Origin of the sequence: Enterobacter sp. 5-4 (assembly GCF_000612205.1) — a bacterium.
GTDB lineage: Bacteria > Pseudomonadota > Gammaproteobacteria > Enterobacterales > Enterobacteriaceae > Enterobacter > Enterobacter roggenkampii.
Genome location: NZ_JFHW01000002.1, coordinates 144,072 through 160,503 on the forward strand (window position 1 = coordinate 144,072; position 16,432 = coordinate 160,503).

Here is a 16,432-nt window from a genome sequence, read left to right on the forward strand (position 1 = left end):
AATATCAGCTGCGTTTATGAGGGGAAAGTTATGTCTACATCACCGTTATGGCTTGTTCAGAATGTGCGTTTACCGGGTCGGGATGGGCTGTGGCAACTTGCCATCGAGAACGGGCGATTTGGTGACATCACCCCCATGGACGACACCCACGCCGAAAGTTATGAGGTACTGAACGCGCGCGGTGGGCTGGCTATTCCCCCGTTCATCGAGCCGCATATTCATCTTGATACCACCCAGACGGCGGGTGAGCCGAACTGGAACCAGTCCGGCACGCTGTTCGAAGGCATTGAACGCTGGGCGGAGCGCAAGGCGCTGCTCAGCCATGAGGATGTGAAAGCACGCGCCTGGAAAACGCTGAAGTGGCAAATCGCTAACGGCATTCAGTTTGTCCGCACCCATGTGGATGTCTCTGACCCGACGCTCACCGCCCTGAAGGCGATGCTGGAGGTGAAGCAGGAGGTGGCCCCGTGGGTAACGCTGCAAATCGTCGCGTTTCCGCAGGAAGGTATTCTCTCTTACCCGAACGGCGCGGCGCTGCTTGAAGAGGCGTTAAAACTGGGAGCCGACGTGGTGGGGGCGATCCCGCACTTCGAATTTACCCGGGAATATGGCGTCCAGTCGCTGCACATCGCTTTTGAGCTGGCGAAGAAGTATGACCGCCCGCTGGATATCCACTGCGATGAAATTGACGACGAACAGTCGCGGTTTGTCGAGACGGTGGCCACGCTGGCGTATGAGGCCGGCATCGGCCCGCGCGTGACGGCCAGCCACACCACCGCCATGCACTCCTATAACGGCGCTTACACCTCGCGGCTCTTCCGTCTGCTGAAGATGTCGGGGATTAACTTCGTTGCGAACCCGCTGGTCAACATCCACCTGCAGGGGCGCTTTGATGACTATCCGAAGCGTCGCGGCATCACCCGGGTGAAAGAGCTGCAGGAAGCAGGTATTAACGTCTGCTTTGGTCACGACGATGTCTTCGATCCGTGGTACCCGCTCGGCACCGGCAATATGCTGCAGGTGCTGCATATGGGGCTACACGTCTGCCAGATGATGGGCTATCCGCAAATCGACAGCGGCCTGAACCTGATCACCCATAACAGCGCCCGTACCTTCGGCCTGAGCGATTACGGTATTGAAACGGGAAACCCGGCAAACCTGATTATTTTGCCTGCGGAGAGCGGGTTTGAAGCGGTGCGCTGTCAGGTGCCGGTGCGCTGGTCGATTCGTCAGGGGCGGATTATCGCCACCACGCAGCTGGCGCAGACCTGGATCCAGATGGATACCGGAGGAGAAGAGGTCAGTTTCGCCAGAAACAGCCCCTCTGCGTAATGCAAAGGGGCGCAGGGTTTAGTGCGATGCCGCTGCCGCGTTGTGCTGGCGGTGGCGGGTCACAAAGCCCAGGATGAAGCACATGAGGAACACCACGGCGTACAGACCGTTCGCGGTGTGCAGCGCGGCCAGCGGGCCGCTGTGGGCAACGATCGGGCCCGTCACCACGAAGGTCAGCATGGTGCCGATAGTGCCGCAGGTCAGAACGAAGTTAACCAGCTTCGGCGAGGCCACTTTGGTCTGCAGGGAGCCCAGGGTGATGATCGAGGTGTAAATCGCGCTGGAGAAGAAGCCCAGGGTCAGAATGAACCATGGCATATGCTCCGGGGAACCGTTGATGAACAGATACATCAGCACGGTCGCCAGGCCCGCCAGCACGGTCAGAATGCGCTGCAGGTCGAAGAAGCGCAGGATGAAGCTAAACGCCCACATGCCGAACATGTAAGACATCCAGAAATCGCTCACCAGTTTACCCGCGTCGTTCAGGCTCATGCCCAGACCTTTGGCATATTCCGGTACCCAGGAGATAAAGCCCAGCTGGCCCAGGATGTAGCACAGGGCGGCGATGGAGAGGAACAGCACGCCGATACCCCATTTCTCTTTCGCCACAGGCTCTGCCGTGGTTTGCGCTTTTTTACCCAGAACCGGGAAGTCGCAGCCGAAGGTCAGAATAAAAATAGCAACGTAGACCAGACCGATGCAGGCGTAGACCCAGTACCACTCAATGCTGCGCGCCAGCAGAACGGCAGCGACCATCGGGAAGATCATTCCGGCCATGCTGAAGAAGGAGTCGGTAAACAGCAGGCGCGCGCCGCGCTGGCGGCCTTCATACATATGGGTAATCAGGAACGTCCCGATCGACATGGTGATCCCGCTGACCAGGCCGAGCACGAACATGGCGGCTGAGAACAGGGCGATGCTGTGGCTGAGCATCAGACCCGCCACGGCGGCAACCATCAGCACGAAGCCGAAGCGAAGCTGGGTTTTCAGCGGCACGATTTCCATCAGCCAGGCATTCAGGAAGATAGAGATCAGGATCCCTGCGTTGAGGAAGGTGAAGGTGTTACTCATGCTGGAAACGGGCAGCTGGAAGTAGTCTGCGATATTCCCCATCACCATCCCGGTGACGATCACCAACGCGCCGGTCAGGGCGTAGGAGAAGAAGCTGATCCATGTGAGCTTGATGCGATTGCTGTTAGTCATGTCTGGCCTGTTCAAAAAAAGAAAAGCGCCGAAGGGGCGCTGAGAGCGGGCAGATTTTAGTCGCTAAAGTGATCCATTCCTATCTTTTAAGGGTAATGATTGTGTCATTGCAGGTTTTAATGTGATCTAAATCACATTAAGTGGCGGTCTAACCAATCGTTTGCGCAGTAATAATTGTTTCAATTTCGTAAAATTAGGTAAAAGGCTGGTCTACGTTCATACTGCTCTTTAGAATCAAGCCATTCGCTTTTTATACTGCGCTTTGTTAAGGAATTCTCATGCTCAAATCAACACTGGCGGCTGTCGCAGCTGTGTTTGCTCTTTCTGCCGTTTCCCCTGCTGCGCTGGCAGCAAAAGGGGACCCTCACGTTCTGCTGACCACCTCCGCCGGGAATATTGAGCTGGAACTGAATAGCCAGAAAGCTCCGGTTTCTGTGAAAAACTTCCTCGACTATGTGAACAGTGGTTTCTATAACAACACCACCTTCCACCGCGTGATCCCGGGCTTCATGATTCAGGGTGGCGGCTTCAACGAGCAGATGCAGCAGAAACAGCCGAACCCGCCAATCAAAAACGAAGCGGACAACGGCCTGCTGAACAAGCGCGGCACGATCTCTATGGCGCGTACCGCAGACAAAGATAGCGCGACCAGCCAGTTCTTCCTCAACGTGGCGGATAACGCCTTCCTCGACCACGGCCAGCGCGACTTCGGCTATGCGGTGTTCGGTAAAATCGTGAAAGGGATGGACGTGGCCGATAAGATTTCTCAGGTGCCTACCCATGACGTCGGTCCGTATCAGAATGTGCCGTCCAAACCTGTCGTGATCCTCTCCGCAAAAGTGCTGCCGTAACGTTCTTCGACGCGGGCGATGCTCGCCCGTGTTGTGACCCCTCCCTGCGAAAGCGCGTTTTGCTGCTTATACTTGTGGCAAACGGACTATTCAGGGAGGCGTTAAGTGAAAAAACTCACCGACAAGCAAAAATCCCGTCTCTGGGAGCAGCAGCGTAGCGTCAACTTTCAGGCCAGTTGTCTCCTTGAGAAAGGTAATGGTCCATCGGATCCCGACATTGAGAGCCTGGCGCTTGGGCCTTCCGCGCCCGGGTTACCCCATCTGTGCCTTATTCACCGCCATCTCTACCGCAGAGAGATGAAGCGGGCAGGTGAGTTCCGTACCGACGATATTTTCAAAGGTGATATTCCCTTCTGCCATTTCGAATACATCGAGAAGATGGGTAATGAACTGATGGCGGCGCTGGAAAGCGAAAAGTATCTGGCTGGCCTTGAGAAAGCGGCGTTCATTGAAAAAATTAGCCATTATTATTGTGAAATCAACATGCTGCATCCTTTTGCGAGTGGTAACGGTATTGCTCAGCGCGTTTTCTTTGAGCAGCTGGCGCTCCATGCGGGCTATTCACTGGACTGGCGCGATATCGATCCCGAGGAGTGGGTGTCCGCTAACCGCAGCGGCGCAACGGGGGATTTAACCGCGCTAAACGCGATCTTTGCCAAAGTAGTGAGCGAAGCGCGGGAATCTGAGTAGAATAGGGCGGCATTTTTTTCGGGAGCCGCCATGATTCTGCTGATTGACAACTACGATTCCTTCACCTGGAACCTTTACCAGTATTTTTGCGAACTGGGTGCAGAGGTGGTTGTCCGACGTAACGACGAGATTGGCCTGGCCGATATCGAGACGCTGGCTCCGCAGAAAATCGTGATTTCACCCGGCCCCTGCACGCCGTCGGAATCAGGTATTTCGCTGGAGGTTATCCAGCACTATGCCGGCAAGCTGCCGATCCTCGGCGTTTGTCTGGGCCATCAGGCGATTGCCCAGGCCTTTGGTGCCACCATCGTGCGCGCCGCCAAAGTCATGCACGGTAAAACCTCGCCGGTCACCCACACGGGCACCGGAGTGTTCACGGGGCTCAATAATCCGTTAACCGTGACGCGCTACCATTCGCTGGTGATTGACCCGTCGACGCTGCCCGACGGCTTTGAGGTGACCGCCTGGAGCGATACGCAGGAGATCATGGGGATTCGACATCGCGAATGGGATCTCGAAGGCGTGCAGTTCCATCCGGAAAGCATCCTCAGCGAGCAGGGGCACGCGCTGCTGGCAAATTTCCTCCATCGCTGAATATCTGTTGCCTTGCTGTGATTTTTTATGCATATTTTGTGATTATATTTTCACAATCAATGTGACATAAAATGGATGGGCATGACATGGCAACTGAACAACCAGCAATTACCCGCGCGACATTCGATGAAGTGATTCTGCCGATTTATGCACCGGCTGAATTTATCCCGGTGAAGGGGAAAGGCAGCCGCGTCTGGGATCAGCAGGGCAAGGAGTATGTGGATTTCGCGGGCGGTATTGCGGTCACGGCGCTGGGTCATTGCCATCCCGCGCTGGTGGAGGCGCTGAAAACCCAGGGTGAAACCCTGTGGCACACCAGCAACGTGTTCACCAACGAACCGGCGCTGCGCCTGGGCCGTAAGATCATTGATGCCACGTTTGCCGAGCGCGTGCTGTTTATGAACTCCGGCACCGAAGCCAACGAAACCGCCTTTAAGCTGGCGCGCTACTACGCGACCACGCGCCACAGCCCGTACAAAACCAAAATCATCGCCTTCCGCAATGCCTTCCACGGACGCTCCTTCTTTACCGTCTCCGTTGGCGGTCAGCCGAAGTATTCCGACGGGTTTGGTCCGAAACCAGCCGACATCATCCACGTGCCGTTTAACGATCTGCACGCGGTGAAAGCGGTGATGGACGACCACACCTGCGCGGTGGTGGTCGAGCCTATTCAGGGGGAAGGCGGCGTGACCGCGGCAACCCCGGAATTCCTGAAAGGGCTGCGCGCGCTGTGCGACGAGCATCAGGCGCTGCTGGTGTTTGATGAAGTGCAGTGCGGGATGGGGCGTACCGGGGACCTGTTTGCCTATATGCACTACGGCGTGACGCCGGATATTTTGACCAGCGCGAAAGCGCTCGGCGGCGGTTTCCCGGTGAGTGCGGTCCTGACGACGCAGGAGATCGCCTCCGCGTTTCACGTCGGTTCTCACGGCTCTACCTACGGCGGTAACCCGCTGGCGAGCGCCGTGGCGGGTGCCGCGTTCGACATCATCAACACGCCAGAGGTGCTAAACGGCGTTAGCGCGAAGCGCGAGCTGTTTGTGAAGCACCTTAAGCAGATTGACGAGCAGTACGACGTGTTCAGCGAGATCCGCGGGATGGGGCTGCTGATTGGCGCCGAGCTGAAGCCGCAGTACAAGGGCCGCGCGCGCGACTTCCTGCACGCCGCCGCTCGCGAAGGGGTGATGGTGCTCAATGCCGGGCCGGACGTGATGCGCTTTGCGCCGTCGCTGGTGGTGGAAGACAAAGACATCGAAGACGGCTTAACCCGCTTTGCCGCGGCGGTTGCAAAGATCGTTAAAGGCTAATATTCGGTTCGTTTCAACCGGCGCGTTAACCAAACCCCATGATGCGGACGCTGACGCCATGCCACCGACGAAATGGTGTGCATGGTGTTCAGATGCCCCAGCACGCGCTGCAAGTGTTGCTCAAGGGTGCTCATTGGCCCGTGGGTTAACGTCTCCGGCGCTTCCAGAATATTTAAATCCCCCGACTCGCCCGGTGAGTCATACTCCAGACGCTGCTGGCAGCGCTGCAACGCAATTTCACACGACTGCAGGTAGCGCTGCGCCAGATCCGGCGTCAGCATCGTGTGCTCGCGCGCCAGCGTCGTCATGGCGTTAATGTGCTCAACGATAAACTGACTGTGCGTTACCCACAGCTTCATATCGGCCAGATAATGTGAGTTAAAGCCCGGCTCCTGCATCGCCTGGTTGAGCGAGTTGAACAGGGCGTTGTGCGCCTGGTTGACCTTCATGCGTTGATACGCCAGCGGGGAGGGCTGCGGGTCGTCGCTCAGGATGAGGCGAATGGCCTGCTGGTCGGCCTCCAGCGCGTCGTGGGCGTTCTGCCTGAGCAGCCCGCTCTGCCACTGCGGCCACAGCCAGACCATGCCGCCGAAGGCAATCAGGCAGCCGATCAGGGTATCAATCAGCCTGGCGACAATAAACTGTTCGCCGTTCAGCGTAAGCAGCTGCAGGGTGTATACCGCCGTCACCGTAAAGCCCACCATCGCCCAGCCGTAATTTTTGCGGATAATCAGGTAGCTCACCAGCGTGATCGCCAGCATGCCTGCCAGGGTATAGCCTTCCGGCACGTGGAAGTGCAGCGTTACGCCTGCAATGATCAGCCCGGCCATGGTGCCGCCCGCCCGGTGCAGAATACGCACCCGCGTGGCGCCGTAGCCGTTCTGGGTGACGAACAGCACGGTCATTAAGATCCAGTAGGGCTTCGGCAGATGCAGCGCCATGCCCATCAGGCTGGCGATACTGAGCATCACGCTAATTCGTGCGGCATTGCGCAGGGCGGACGATTTGAGAGACAGATAGCTTTTGAGCGCGGGCAACAGGGGAAGCCGTTTTTGTTTATCTGCCATCAGGTCGCGGGAATAAAGCGGGCGCTGGGTGCGCAGCACGCGGGCGATGCGGCTAAAGTGCCAGGCGGCAAACTGGCCGACCGGGTTATCCGGATGCTGACGGGCGATTTTCTCCAGCGCGCCGAGCTGTTTTTCCATGTTAAAGCGCGTGGGATAGCGGTGGTAGAGAATATCGTCAGCCAGCACGCGCAGGCGTGCCGAGACGGTCTGCGCGTTCCAGCGGATCACCGCTTCGGCGTGGCTGCGCTCAACCAGCTTTTGCACCTCCTGCGGGTGGTGCAGGCTAACGGAGATATGCTCCTGCAGATCCAGGCCTACCTGGAAGGTGCGCAGCAGCCGTTTGTACTCGTGGTTCTTGTTGGCGGCGAGCATATGCAGCTGCTGATAGCACTGGCTTATCAGATCCACCACCTTCTGCTGGCGCGTCAGCAGCGGCGGTAAGGCTTTTTCCGGATCGGTATGCTGGGTGAGCAGGGTGTATTTGGCTTCGCAGTATTCCGCCAACTGCACATAGAGCAGGCTCAGGGATTCGCGCAGCGGCTGTTCCCGCCACAGCCAGAACCAGAACCAGTTAAACAGCCCGTACCACAGTGTCCCCAGAGCGTAGATCAGCAGCGGCTCCCACACCGGCATATTCCCGGCGAGGCTCAGCGTGAAGATGGCCGCAATCAGCGAGGCGGGTAGCAGGCGGGCGTGCAGCGAGCTGATTTCCGCCGTGACGCCGAGCGTCATCGCCAGCACCGTCAGGATCAGCGGCAGCGGGATGTCCCGGGCCAGTAAAAGCTGTACGGCAAGGCTACAGCCAGCAAACAGGCAGCCGCCCACGATCAGTCGTTTGAAAAAGCGCTTATGCGGTGTGTCCAGGCCGGCAATGTTGCAGCAGGCGGGCACGAGGGAAAAGAGCAGGCCTTGCTGAAGGTGTCCGAGGATCAGGCCGATGGCCACGGGTAGACACAACACCAGCGTTTGTCGCAGTGCGTAGTTGACTTCCGGGTGATAGATCAGCCTGCGCCACATGAGGAGTAGAGACAAAAACGGCGTGACACCTTGCGATGGCACGCCGTTTAAGCGGAATTAACGCGTTCCGTAGACCACGATGGTTTTACCGTGGGCGGAGATCAGGTTTTGATCTTCCAGCATTTTCAGGATACGGCCCACTGTTTCACGGGAGCAACCGACGATCTGACCAATTTCCTGACGGGTAATTTTAATTTGCATGCCGTCCGGATGGGTCATGGCGTCCGGCTGTTTCGCCAGGTTCAGCAGAGTTTGTGCGATGCGGCCCGTCACGTCCAGGAAGGCGAGGTTGCCCACTTTCTCTGAGGTGACCTGCAGACGGCGCGCCATCTGGGAAGAGAGACGCATCAGAATGTCAGGGTTAACCTGAATCAGCTGACGGAACTTCTTGTAAGAAATTTCAGCCACTTCACATGCTGTCTTTGCACGAACCCAGGCGCTACGTTCCTGGCCCTCTTCAAACAGGCCCAGTTCACCGATGAAATCGCCCTGGTTCAGATAAGAAAGGATCATCTCTTTCCCTTCTTCATCTTTGATCAGCACTGCCACCGAGCCTTTAACGATGTAATACAACGTTTCCGCTTTTTCACCCTGGTGAATCAGCGTGCTCTTTGATGGGTACTTATGAATGTGGCAATGAGACAAGAACCATTCGAGAGTCGGGTCTGTTTGCGGTTTGCCAAGCACCATGCGCTGTTATCCTCTGTTATAAGCTGTCACCAGAGTCATCAGATGCATCCGGACTCTGGGGTTGCAATCGAATTCTTACCCATACCCTGGGAAGTCGGCTACCGTAACGTTTCGCAGCCAGTAAAGTTTGATGTCCTCTGCATACATGTGTAACGTCAATGTATTACTGTAGCATCCTGAGTGTTTTAGCATAGCTTTCGCCGCGTGTCTCCTGGTGTCTCGCTTCAGCATGATGCAGGTCGCCTTCCATTGCGAGAAATGTAACGCACGCGTAATCTGTCACCAAAAATGCAACGTTGGAGTTTAAGAATATGCAAGCGCGCGTGAAGTGGGTTGAAGGTTTAACGTTCCTGGGCGAGTCCGCGTCAGGGCATCAGATTTTGATGGATGGTAACTCCGGCGATAAAGCGCCCAGCCCAATGGAAATGGTGCTGATGGCGGCAGGGGGATGCAGCGCCATTGACGTGGTGTCGATTCTGCAAAAAGGCCGTCATGACGTGACGGATTGTGAGGTCAAACTCACGTCAGAACGCCGCGAAGAGGCGCCACGCCTGTTCACCCACATCAATCTGCACTTTGTGGTCACCGGTAAAGAACTGAAAGACGCGGCGGTTTCACGTGCGGTGGACCTGTCTGCGGAGAAGTACTGCTCTGTCGCGTTAATGCTGGAGAAAGCGGTAAAAATCACCCATTCGTATGAAGTGATCGAGGCTTAATGTTTTGGCGGGTGGCGCTTCGCTGACCCGCCCTACAAAAGCACGACCGTAGGCCCGGTAAGCGCAGCGCCACCGGGCAAAAAACTCACGCGATCTGTTTCCCTTCCATCAATCGCTCCACCAGCGGCGTCATGATGAGCTCCATCGCCAGCCCCATTTTTCCGCCCGGTACGACTAATGTATTCATGTGAGAAATAAACGAGCCCTGCAGCATCGCCAGCAGCCAGGGGTAGTCAATGCCTTCGAGATTGCGGAAATGGATCACCACAAAGCTCTCATCCAGGGATGGGATACTTTTGGCCGCGAACGGGTTGGAGGTGTCCACCGTCGGCACGCGCTGGAAGTTGATATGGGTGCGGGAAAACTGCGGCGTCAGGAAGTTGATGTAGTCTTCCATGGAGCGCACCACCGAATCCATCACTGCTTCGCGCGAGTGGCCGCGCTCGCTCATGTCACGCGTCAGCTTCTGGATCCACTCCAGGTTAACGATAGGCACCACGCCAACCAGCAGATCCACGTGGCGCGCCACGTCGTGCTGCGGCGTGACCACGCCGCCGTGTAATCCTTCGTAGAACAGCACGTCGGTAGGTTCCGGCAGGGGCTGCCAGGGGGTAAAGGTGCCAGGCACCTGATTCCAGGGAACGGCTTCATCATAGGTATGCAGATACTTGCGGGACTGCCCTTTACCGCTCTGGCCGTACTCAACAAAGGTTTGTTCCAGCAGGCCGAAGTCATTGGCTTCCGGACCGAAGTAGCTGATGTGTTTACCCAGATCGCGCGCCTTACGGATGGCCATGTCCATCTCCGGGCGCGTGTAGCGGTGAAAGCTGTCGCCTTCGACCTCCGCCGCACGGAGATTCAGCTGGGCGAAAATCTTGCGAAATGCGAGGCTGGTGGTGGTGGTTCCCGCACCACTCGACCCCGTAACGGCAATAACCGGATGTCTGGCAGACATAGCAACTCCCTGACTGAAAAGGGTGGAAGATCAGCCGTGAAACGCGTTGCGGGGCATGATATTGACCGTCTCATGCAGTTCTGACCACACCAGCACCACGTCGCCGCTTTTCAGCTGGCGCTTTACATCGTTGACCTTTTGCTCAAGCGAGCGTTCCTGTTCACCATAATCGGTGCCTTCGCGTAATACAAAGCTTTCAATCAGATTATCGAGCGTTTCGGGAGCCAGATCCTGCCAGGGAATAATCATGTTGCACCGTCCAGATAAGGGGTTAGCCAGTCAGGAATACGCGCCTCAAGCCACATTTTCGGGCGACGCAGCGTGCCGCCGATAAACCCGACGTGGCCGCCGTGCTCGGTCAACTGATAGTGAACGTTGTCGGGCAGGAATTCCTGAGCGGGAATCGAGTGATGATCCATAAAAGGGTCATCTTTGGCATGAATGATCAGCGTCGGCTGCGTGATCTTGCTGAGCAGCGGCATGGCGCTGCATTGACGATAATAGTCAATCGCATCGGCGAAACCGTGAATTTTCGCGGTGATCAGATCGTCGAATTCGCGTATGCGGCGCACTTTTTTCAGCTGGCGCAGGCTGACCGGGAGGGTGTCCGGGTAGGCCTTCAGCTTACGCGCCGCGTTGGCTTTCAGCAGGTTGAGCAGGTAGCGCTGATAGACGCGGGAAAAGCCTTTATCCATGTGGTAGCTGCACTGCTCCAGCATGAACGGGGCGGAGACGATGACGGCGGCATCCAGCGGGACGCTTTCCCCTTCTTTAGCTAACAGGCAGGCCAGCATATTTCCGCCTAACGAGTAGCCTACGGCCGCGGTGGGCACGGTGCCAAAGTTGTCCCGCAGCCAGTGTAAAAACCACGTGCCGTCTTCGGTTTCACCCGAGTGATAGATACGCTTCTGCCGGTTCGGCTCGCCGCTGCAGCCGCGAAAATGCATCACCACGCCGAGCCAGCCGCGCGCTTTGGCCGCCTCAATGAGCCCGTGCGCATACGGGCTGTGCAGGCTGCCTTCCAGACCGTGAAAAACCACCAGCCGCGGCTTATGGCGAGCCTGATCCGGCGCTTCGCTCCAGGCGAGATCCAGAAAGTCACCGTCTGGCAGGTCTAGCCGCTGCCAGTGTGGGGTGAACTGAACCTTGCGGCGGATCAGTCGCGGCAGCATGGTCTGCAAATGGCGATTGGCGACGCCGCGCATAGGCACGAACTCAGTGCTGTCTTCGGCGGCAATGTCGAAGCCTGATGGAATGATTTGGGTCATAGGCGCGATGCTGATTCTTGTCGGAAATTAACGATACTTTCCGAATTGTACCCCGTTTAGCCTGGTTTTCCGAAACATGAACTGATCCCGATCACAAATATTTACCTTGATTATTACTCTCAGGCTAATGATTCAGCTCTACGCTTAATTGATGCCTTTCTCACCAGAACGCACACTCTACTCAACGTTAAGCAAATAAAAATGATTAGCTGAATCAGGAGGTTAATAATGTTATCTGGGCAAACACCCACCCGGCAATGGAACACGCGACGCAGCGAAAAAGCGCGTCGTCTGGCCTCCGTACCGGTGCAGGGCAAGGTACTGCCAACCGGCGATCTCGTCGCCATGCTGGAAAAACTGATCGCGCCAGGCGACAAGGTCGTGCTGGAAGGTAACAACCAGAAGCAGGCCGATTTCCTTTCCCGCTCGCTGGCCGAAGTGAACCCGCAGATCGTCCACGACCTGCATATGATCATGCCGAGCGTTGGCCGTAGCGAACATTTGGATATCTTTGAGAAAGGCATCGCCCGCAAGCTGGATTTCTCCTTCTCCGGGACGCAGAGCCTGCGCATCTCCCAACTGCTGGAGGATGGTCAGCTCGAAATCGGCGCGATTCACACCTACATCGAACTCTACTCCCGTCTCTACGTCGACCTGTCGCCCAACGTGGCGCTGATTGCTGGCTTTAAAGCTGACCGCAAAGGCAACCTCTATACCGGGGCGAGCACCGAAGATACCCCGGCGCTGGTGGAAGCCGCCGCGTTCCATGACGGCATCGTCATCGCGCAGGTGAACGAGCTGGTGGATGACGAGTGTGACCTGCCGCGCGTGGACATTCCGGGTTCGTGGATTGACTTTGTGGTGGTGGCCGATAAGCCGTTCTTTATCGAACCGCTGTTTACCCGCGACCCGCGCCTGATTAAACAGGAACACATCCTGATGGCGATGATGGCCATCAAGGGTATTTATGCGGAACACCAGGTGCAGTCCCTGAACCACGGGATCGGCTTTAACACTGCGGCGATTGAGCTGCTGCTGCCTACCTACGGTGAACAGCTCGGCCTTAAAGGCAAAATCTGTAAACACTGGACGCTGAACCCGCATCCGACGCTGATCCCGGCTATTGAAAGCGGCTGGGTCGAGAGCGTGCACTGCTTCGGCGGCGAGCTGGGGATGGAAGAGTACATCCGCGCGCGTCCGGACGTCTTCTTTACCGGTGCCGACGGCTCCATGCGCTCCAACCGCGCGTTCTGCCAGCTGGCGGGTCAGTACGCGGTGGATATGTTCATCGGTTCTACGCTGCAGGTGGACGGCTACGCCAACTCCTCAACCGTGACCCGCGGTCGTCTGTCCGGCTTCGGCGGTGCGCCAAACATGGGTCACGACCCGCACGGTCGTCGCCACGCCACGCCCGCCTGGCTGAACATGATCACCGAACCTGACCCAATGCAGCGCGGCAAAAAACTGGTCGTGCAGATGGTGGAAACCTTCCAGGCGGGTGTGAAGCCGACCTTCGTGGAAAAACTCGATGCCGTTGACGTGGCGAAAGCCTCCGGTATGCCGCTGGCGCCGGTGATGATCTACGGCGATGACGTCACCCACGTGCTGACGGAAGAGGGGATTGCCTACCTCTATCGGGCGAAAGATCTGGAAGAGCGTCGCGCCATGGTCGCCGCCGTCGCGGGGATCACCGACATCGGTCTGGGCGTGGATGCCAAACGCGTGGCGGAACTGCGTCAGAGCGGCAAGGTGCTCTATCCGGAAGATATGGGGATCCGCCGCACTGATGCCACCCGATCTCTGCTGGCCGCAGGCAGCGTGTCGGACCTGGTGGAATGGTCCGGCGGTCTCTATAACCCACCTGCGAAATTCCGGAGCTGGTAATGAAACTTCTGCCCCAGATTGAGGTTGAAGGCGGTGCCGAATGGCTGGCGCGAACCGCCACGCAGTGTCTGATTGACGAAGCACGTTTAAGCCCGAAACCCGGTCTGGTGGACAGTCGGGGGAACGGCGCGCACCACGATTTATCCCTTGCGCTGATGGAGCGCTCCGCGCACAGCCTGACCTCCACGTTTCAGGCGCTGGCGCTGCAAAGCTGGCAGCGCCCGGCAGATATCGCACTTCGGCAAACCGTCGGGCGACTCGGTCGCGAAGGCGAGCAGCAGATGATGGCCGCAACCGGTGGCGTAAACACCCATCGCGGCGCGATTTGGGCGCTGGGGCTGCTGGTCAGCGCGGTGGCGATGCTCGGCGGTGATGCCAGGGCGCAAGACGTCGCCCGCACCGCCGCACAGCTGGCGAGACTGCCGGACGACGCGGCGCCGAAGGTGTTCAGTAAAGGCCTGCGCGCCACGCACCGTTACCGCGTGCCGGGCGCGCGTGAAGAGGCGCAGCAGGCGTTCCCGCACGTTATGCAGCGCGCGCTGCCGCAGCTTCGTCTGAGCCGCCTCAACGGCAGCAGCGAAACGCACGCCAGGCTCGACGCGCTGATGGCCATCATGACCTCACTCACCGACACCTGCGTGCTGTCACGTGCCGGAATGGAAGGGCTTGATGCTATGCAGGACGGCGCCCGTGCGGTGCTGAATGCCGGCGGCAGCGCAACGCCTGCGGGCCAGCAGGCGCTGGCGAGGTTAGACCGTCAGATGCTGGCGCTCAACGCCTCACCGGGCGGCGCTGCCGACCTGCTTGCCGCCACGCTGTTTCTCGACCGCATCGAAACGCCAAATTCAAAGCATTAAGAGGATGTTATGGAAAAAATCACATTGACCGTGCCAGCCAGCCGCACGTTAAGCGGCAGGGCGCTGGCAGGGGTAGTCGGTTCCGGGGATATGGAGGTGCTCTTCACCGCCGAACCGGGCCAGACGTTAACCATTGATATCACCACCTCCGTGGACAACAGCCGGGGGCGCTGGGAGGCGCTGTTCAACCGTCTGCAAACCGTCAGCAGCCTGCCCGCAGGGAAGCTGACCATCCACGACTTCGGCGCGACGCCGGGCGTGGCGCGCATTCGCATCGAACAGGTTTTTGAGGGGGTGAGCCATGCGTGATGACAGCAGCTTTATCGAACTGAAAGCGCGCCAGCGCGCGCAGGCCCTGCTCGACGAGGGCAGCTACCGCGAACTGCTGGATCCGTTTGAAGGTATTATTTCTCCGTGGCTTGGGCCACAGGGCATTGTGCCGCAGGCGGACGACGGCATGGTGGTGGCGAAGGGCACCATCAACGGCAAGCCTGCCGTCGTCGTGGCGATTGAAGGCGCGTTCCAGGGCGGCAGCATGGGCGAAGTGTCCGGCGCCAAAATGGCGGCGGCGCTGGAGCTGGCGGCGGAGGATAACCGCAACGGCATTCCGACTCAGGCGGTACTGTGCCTCGAAACCGGCGGCGTGCGTCTGCAGGAGGCGAACCTCGGCCTGGCGGCGATTGCCGATATTCACGCGGCGATTGTGGACCTGCGTCGCTACACGCCGGTTATTGGCATTGTGGCCGGAACCGTGGGCTGCTTCGGTGGGATGTCCATCGCGGCGGCGCTCTGCAGCTACCTGATCGTGACCCGCGAAGCGCGTCTTGGCCTCAACGGCCCGCAGGTTATCGAACAGGAGGCGGGCATTGAGGAGTACGACTCCCGCGATCGTCCGTTTATCTGGAGCATGACCGGCGGTGAAGTGCGCTATCAAAGCGGGCTGGTGGATGCGCTCGTCGGCGACGGTATCAACGCGGTGAAACAGGCGATGAACGACGCGATTGCTAAAGGCGTTCCCGCGAAACATCGCACCGATAACTACGACGATTACCTGAACCGTCTGACGAATTTCGACACCCGCAAACAGGCTGATGCCGAACAGATTAACGCGCTTTTTGCCCGGGAGGTGAAATGATGAGTAACGCAATAAGCCGTGGCGAACGCTGGCTGGACATCCTCGCCCCGAACGCCAAACGTATCGAGGGGCTATGCCCGTCCGTCCAGGCGGCAGACGGCGAGCTGAACGGCGAGGCGGTGCGCTTTGTTGCCGTGGTGCCGGATGCCAACAACCACTTCCCGCGTGCGGCGAAAGGGGAAGTGGGGCTGCTGGAAGGCTGGACCCTGGCGAAAGTGGTCAGTGAAACCGTCGCGGCGGATGCTGACAAACCCGTGAAGCGCCCGATTGTGGCGGTGATCGACGTCCCAAGCCAGGCCTATGGCCGACGCGAAGAGGCGTTTGGGATTCATCAGGCGCTGGCCGGTGCGGCAGCAGCCTATGCGAATGCCCGCCTGGCCGGTCACCCGGTGATTGGGCTTATCGTCGGCAAGGCGATGTCCGGCGCGTTCCTGGCGCACGGCTACCAGGCTAACCGTCTGATCGCCTTTAACGACAAAGGCGTGCTGATCCACGCGATGGGCAAAGAGTCTGCGGCGCGCATCACGCTGCGTACCGTCGAGGCGCTGGAAAAACTGGCGGCGACCATTCCGCCAATGGCCTACGACATCAGCAACTACGCCACGCTGGGGCTGCTCTCTAACCTGCTGGATATCAGCAACCCGGATGCCCCCTCCGATAACGATCTGACGCTGGTGAAATCCACCCTGCAACAGGCCATCAGTGACGCTCGTCAGGACACCACGTTGAAAAACCGTCTGGGTGCTGACAATCGCCGCAGCTCGGCGCTCGTACGCGAACGTATGCGAGCCAGCTGGTAAGTAAAAAGAGACCTGCCAGATGCATCAACCCGTGGGCGCGTGACAGCGCCCACGCGGGAACCTGCA

The 16,432-nt window shown here is 58.3% G+C and carries 17 protein-coding genes; 11 read left to right on the forward strand and 6 right to left on the reverse strand.

Annotation, left to right across the window (positions count from 1 at the left end; genetic code table 11):
- Nucleotides 1–30: 30 nt before the first annotated feature.
- The gene (locus AA74_RS0100915) at nt 31–1,332 is read left to right on the forward strand and encodes a cytosine deaminase (RefSeq protein ID WP_025910329.1); all 1,302 of its coding nucleotides are present in this window, start codon (nt 31–33) and stop codon (nt 1,330–1,332) included.
- An 18-nt stretch (nt 1,333–1,350) separates the two neighbouring features.
- Here the strand turns inward: AA74_RS0100915 and tsgA are convergent, their stop codons facing one another.
- A complete protein-coding gene (tsgA, locus tag AA74_RS0100920; protein ID WP_025910332.1) occupies nt 1,351–2,535 on the reverse strand; it encodes an MFS transporter TsgA in 1,185 nt (394 codons plus the stop codon).
- A 278-nt stretch (nt 2,536–2,813) separates the two neighbouring features.
- Here tsgA and ppiA point away from each other — a divergent pair, with 278 nt between their 5' ends.
- The 4 genes from ppiA (at nt 2,814) to AA74_RS0100940 (ending at nt 5,977) form a co-directional block, all read left to right on the forward strand.
- Nucleotides 2,814–3,386 carry a peptidylprolyl isomerase A gene (gene ppiA, locus AA74_RS0100925; protein ID WP_014885514.1) on the forward strand — a complete coding sequence of 191 codons (573 nt, stop codon included), beginning with the start codon at nt 2,814–2,816 and terminating at the stop codon, nt 3,384–3,386.
- A 105-nt stretch (nt 3,387–3,491) separates the two neighbouring features.
- Entirely contained in the window at nt 3,492–4,076 is a 585-nt protein-coding gene (locus AA74_RS0100930; protein WP_025910334.1) for a putative adenosine monophosphate-protein transferase Fic, read from the forward strand.
- A gap of 30 nt (nt 4,077–4,106) precedes the next feature.
- Nucleotides 4,107–4,670, forward strand: coding sequence for an aminodeoxychorismate synthase component 2 (gene pabA, locus AA74_RS0100935; protein ID WP_008503021.1), 564 nt, complete (start codon nt 4,107–4,109; stop codon nt 4,668–4,670).
- An 86-nt stretch (nt 4,671–4,756) separates the two neighbouring features.
- The gene (locus tag AA74_RS0100940) at nt 4,757–5,977 is read left to right on the forward strand and encodes an aspartate aminotransferase family protein (RefSeq protein WP_025910337.1); all 1,221 of its coding nucleotides are present in this window, start codon (nt 4,757–4,759) and stop codon (nt 5,975–5,977) included.
- On the opposite strand, the gene AA74_RS0100945 is transcribed toward AA74_RS0100940, so the two are convergent.
- Nucleotides 5,974–8,061, reverse strand: coding sequence for a YccS/YhfK family putative transporter (locus AA74_RS0100945; RefSeq protein ID WP_023345020.1), 2,088 nt, complete (start codon nt 8,059–8,061; stop codon nt 5,974–5,976). The two genes, AA74_RS0100940 and AA74_RS0100945, sit on opposite strands and share 4 nt — an antisense overlap.
- 57 nt (nt 8,062–8,118) lie before the next feature.
- Nucleotides 8,119–8,751 (reverse strand): cAMP-activated global transcriptional regulator CRP, encoded by a 633-nt coding sequence (crp, locus tag AA74_RS0100950; protein ID WP_000242758.1) that lies wholly within the window; start codon nt 8,749–8,751, stop codon nt 8,119–8,121.
- A 311-nt stretch (nt 8,752–9,062) separates the two neighbouring features.
- On the opposite strand from crp, the gene AA74_RS0100955 reads away from it, so the two are divergent.
- The gene (locus AA74_RS0100955; protein WP_008503018.1) at nt 9,063–9,467 is read left to right on the forward strand and encodes an OsmC family protein; all 405 of its coding nucleotides are present in this window, start codon (nt 9,063–9,065) and stop codon (nt 9,465–9,467) included.
- A gap of 85 nt (nt 9,468–9,552) precedes the next feature.
- Here AA74_RS0100955 and AA74_RS0100960 read toward each other — a convergent pair whose 3' ends face one another.
- From AA74_RS0100960 to AA74_RS0100970, 3 genes are read right to left on the reverse strand one after another with little or no spacing between them, the layout of a single operon-like run.
- Nucleotides 9,553–10,422: a phosphoribulokinase gene (locus tag AA74_RS0100960; RefSeq protein ID WP_025910341.1), complete on the reverse strand. Its 870-nt coding sequence runs from the start codon at nt 10,420–10,422 to the stop codon at nt 9,553–9,555.
- A gap of 30 nt (nt 10,423–10,452) precedes the next feature.
- Entirely contained in the window at nt 10,453–10,671 is a 219-nt protein-coding gene (locus AA74_RS0100965; protein ID WP_008503016.1) for a YheU family protein, read from the reverse strand.
- Complete coding sequence (locus AA74_RS0100970; protein ID WP_008503015.1) at nt 10,668–11,690, reverse strand: hydrolase; 1,023 nt, start codon at nt 11,688–11,690, stop codon at nt 10,668–10,670. Before AA74_RS0100970 ends, AA74_RS0100965 begins: the two co-directional genes overlap by 4 nt.
- 228 nt (nt 11,691–11,918) lie before the next feature.
- Between AA74_RS0100970 and mdcA the strand changes: the two genes are divergently transcribed.
- From mdcA to mdcE, 5 genes are read left to right on the forward strand one after another with little or no spacing between them, the layout of a single operon-like run.
- A complete protein-coding gene (gene mdcA / locus AA74_RS0100975) occupies nt 11,919–13,574 on the forward strand; it encodes a malonate decarboxylase subunit alpha (RefSeq protein WP_021242210.1) in 1,656 nt (551 codons plus the stop codon).
- Nucleotides 13,574–14,431 (forward strand): triphosphoribosyl-dephospho-CoA synthase, encoded by an 858-nt coding sequence (locus tag AA74_RS0100980; protein ID WP_023326217.1) that lies wholly within the window; start codon nt 13,574–13,576, stop codon nt 14,429–14,431. The genes mdcA and AA74_RS0100980 overlap by 1 nt, the downstream gene beginning before the upstream one ends.
- A 9-nt stretch (nt 14,432–14,440) precedes the next feature.
- Nucleotides 14,441–14,740 carry a malonate decarboxylase acyl carrier protein gene (gene mdcC / locus AA74_RS0100985; protein WP_023294711.1) on the forward strand — a complete coding sequence of 100 codons (300 nt, stop codon included), beginning with the start codon at nt 14,441–14,443 and terminating at the stop codon, nt 14,738–14,740.
- Nucleotides 14,733–15,566 carry a biotin-independent malonate decarboxylase subunit beta gene (locus AA74_RS0100990; protein ID WP_021242213.1) on the forward strand — a complete coding sequence of 278 codons (834 nt, stop codon included), beginning with the start codon at nt 14,733–14,735 and terminating at the stop codon, nt 15,564–15,566. The genes mdcC and AA74_RS0100990 overlap by 8 nt, the downstream gene beginning before the upstream one ends.
- Nucleotides 15,566–16,366, forward strand: a complete 801-nt coding sequence (mdcE, locus tag AA74_RS0100995; protein WP_025910348.1) for a biotin-independent malonate decarboxylase subunit gamma — start codon at nt 15,566–15,568, stop codon at nt 16,364–16,366. Before AA74_RS0100990 ends, mdcE begins: the two co-directional genes overlap by 1 nt.
- The last annotated feature ends 66 nt before the right edge of the window (nt 16,367–16,432 follow it).

What these genes read in the sequence shown, in the direction of transcription:
- AA74_RS0100915 (WP_025910329.1), top strand. Translation starts at nt 31, where the DNA reads ATGTCTACATCACCGTTATGGCTTGTTCAGAATGTGCGTTTACCGGGT.
- tsgA (WP_025910332.1), bottom strand. Translation starts at nt 2,535, where the DNA reads ATGACTAACAGCAATCGCATCAAGCTCACATGGATCAGCTTCTTCTCC.
- ppiA (WP_014885514.1), top strand. Translation starts at nt 2,814, where the DNA reads ATGCTCAAATCAACACTGGCGGCTGTCGCAGCTGTGTTTGCTCTTTCT.
- pabA (WP_008503021.1), top strand. Translation starts at nt 4,107, where the DNA reads ATGATTCTGCTGATTGACAACTACGATTCCTTCACCTGGAACCTTTAC.
- AA74_RS0100940 (WP_025910337.1), top strand. Translation starts at nt 4,757, where the DNA reads ATGGCAACTGAACAACCAGCAATTACCCGCGCGACATTCGATGAAGTG.
- AA74_RS0100945 (WP_023345020.1), bottom strand. Translation starts at nt 8,061, where the DNA reads ATGTGGCGCAGGCTGATCTATCACCCGGAAGTCAACTACGCACTGCGA.
- crp (WP_000242758.1), bottom strand. Translation starts at nt 8,751, where the DNA reads ATGGTGCTTGGCAAACCGCAAACAGACCCGACTCTCGAATGGTTCTTG.
- AA74_RS0100955 (WP_008503018.1), top strand. Translation starts at nt 9,063, where the DNA reads ATGCAAGCGCGCGTGAAGTGGGTTGAAGGTTTAACGTTCCTGGGCGAG.
- AA74_RS0100960 (WP_025910341.1), bottom strand. Translation starts at nt 10,422, where the DNA reads ATGTCTGCCAGACATCCGGTTATTGCCGTTACGGGGTCGAGTGGTGCG.
- AA74_RS0100965 (WP_008503016.1), bottom strand. Translation starts at nt 10,671, where the DNA reads ATGATTATTCCCTGGCAGGATCTGGCTCCCGAAACGCTCGATAATCTG.
- AA74_RS0100970 (WP_008503015.1), bottom strand. Translation starts at nt 11,690, where the DNA reads ATGACCCAAATCATTCCATCAGGCTTCGACATTGCCGCCGAAGACAGC.
- mdcA (WP_021242210.1), top strand. Translation starts at nt 11,919, where the DNA reads ATGTTATCTGGGCAAACACCCACCCGGCAATGGAACACGCGACGCAGC.
- AA74_RS0100980 (WP_023326217.1), top strand. Translation starts at nt 13,574, where the DNA reads ATGAAACTTCTGCCCCAGATTGAGGTTGAAGGCGGTGCCGAATGGCTG.
- mdcC (WP_023294711.1), top strand. Translation starts at nt 14,441, where the DNA reads ATGGAAAAAATCACATTGACCGTGCCAGCCAGCCGCACGTTAAGCGGC.
- AA74_RS0100990 (WP_021242213.1), top strand. Translation starts at nt 14,733, where the DNA reads ATGCGTGATGACAGCAGCTTTATCGAACTGAAAGCGCGCCAGCGCGCG.
- mdcE (WP_025910348.1), top strand. Translation starts at nt 15,566, where the DNA reads ATGAGTAACGCAATAAGCCGTGGCGAACGCTGGCTGGACATCCTCGCC.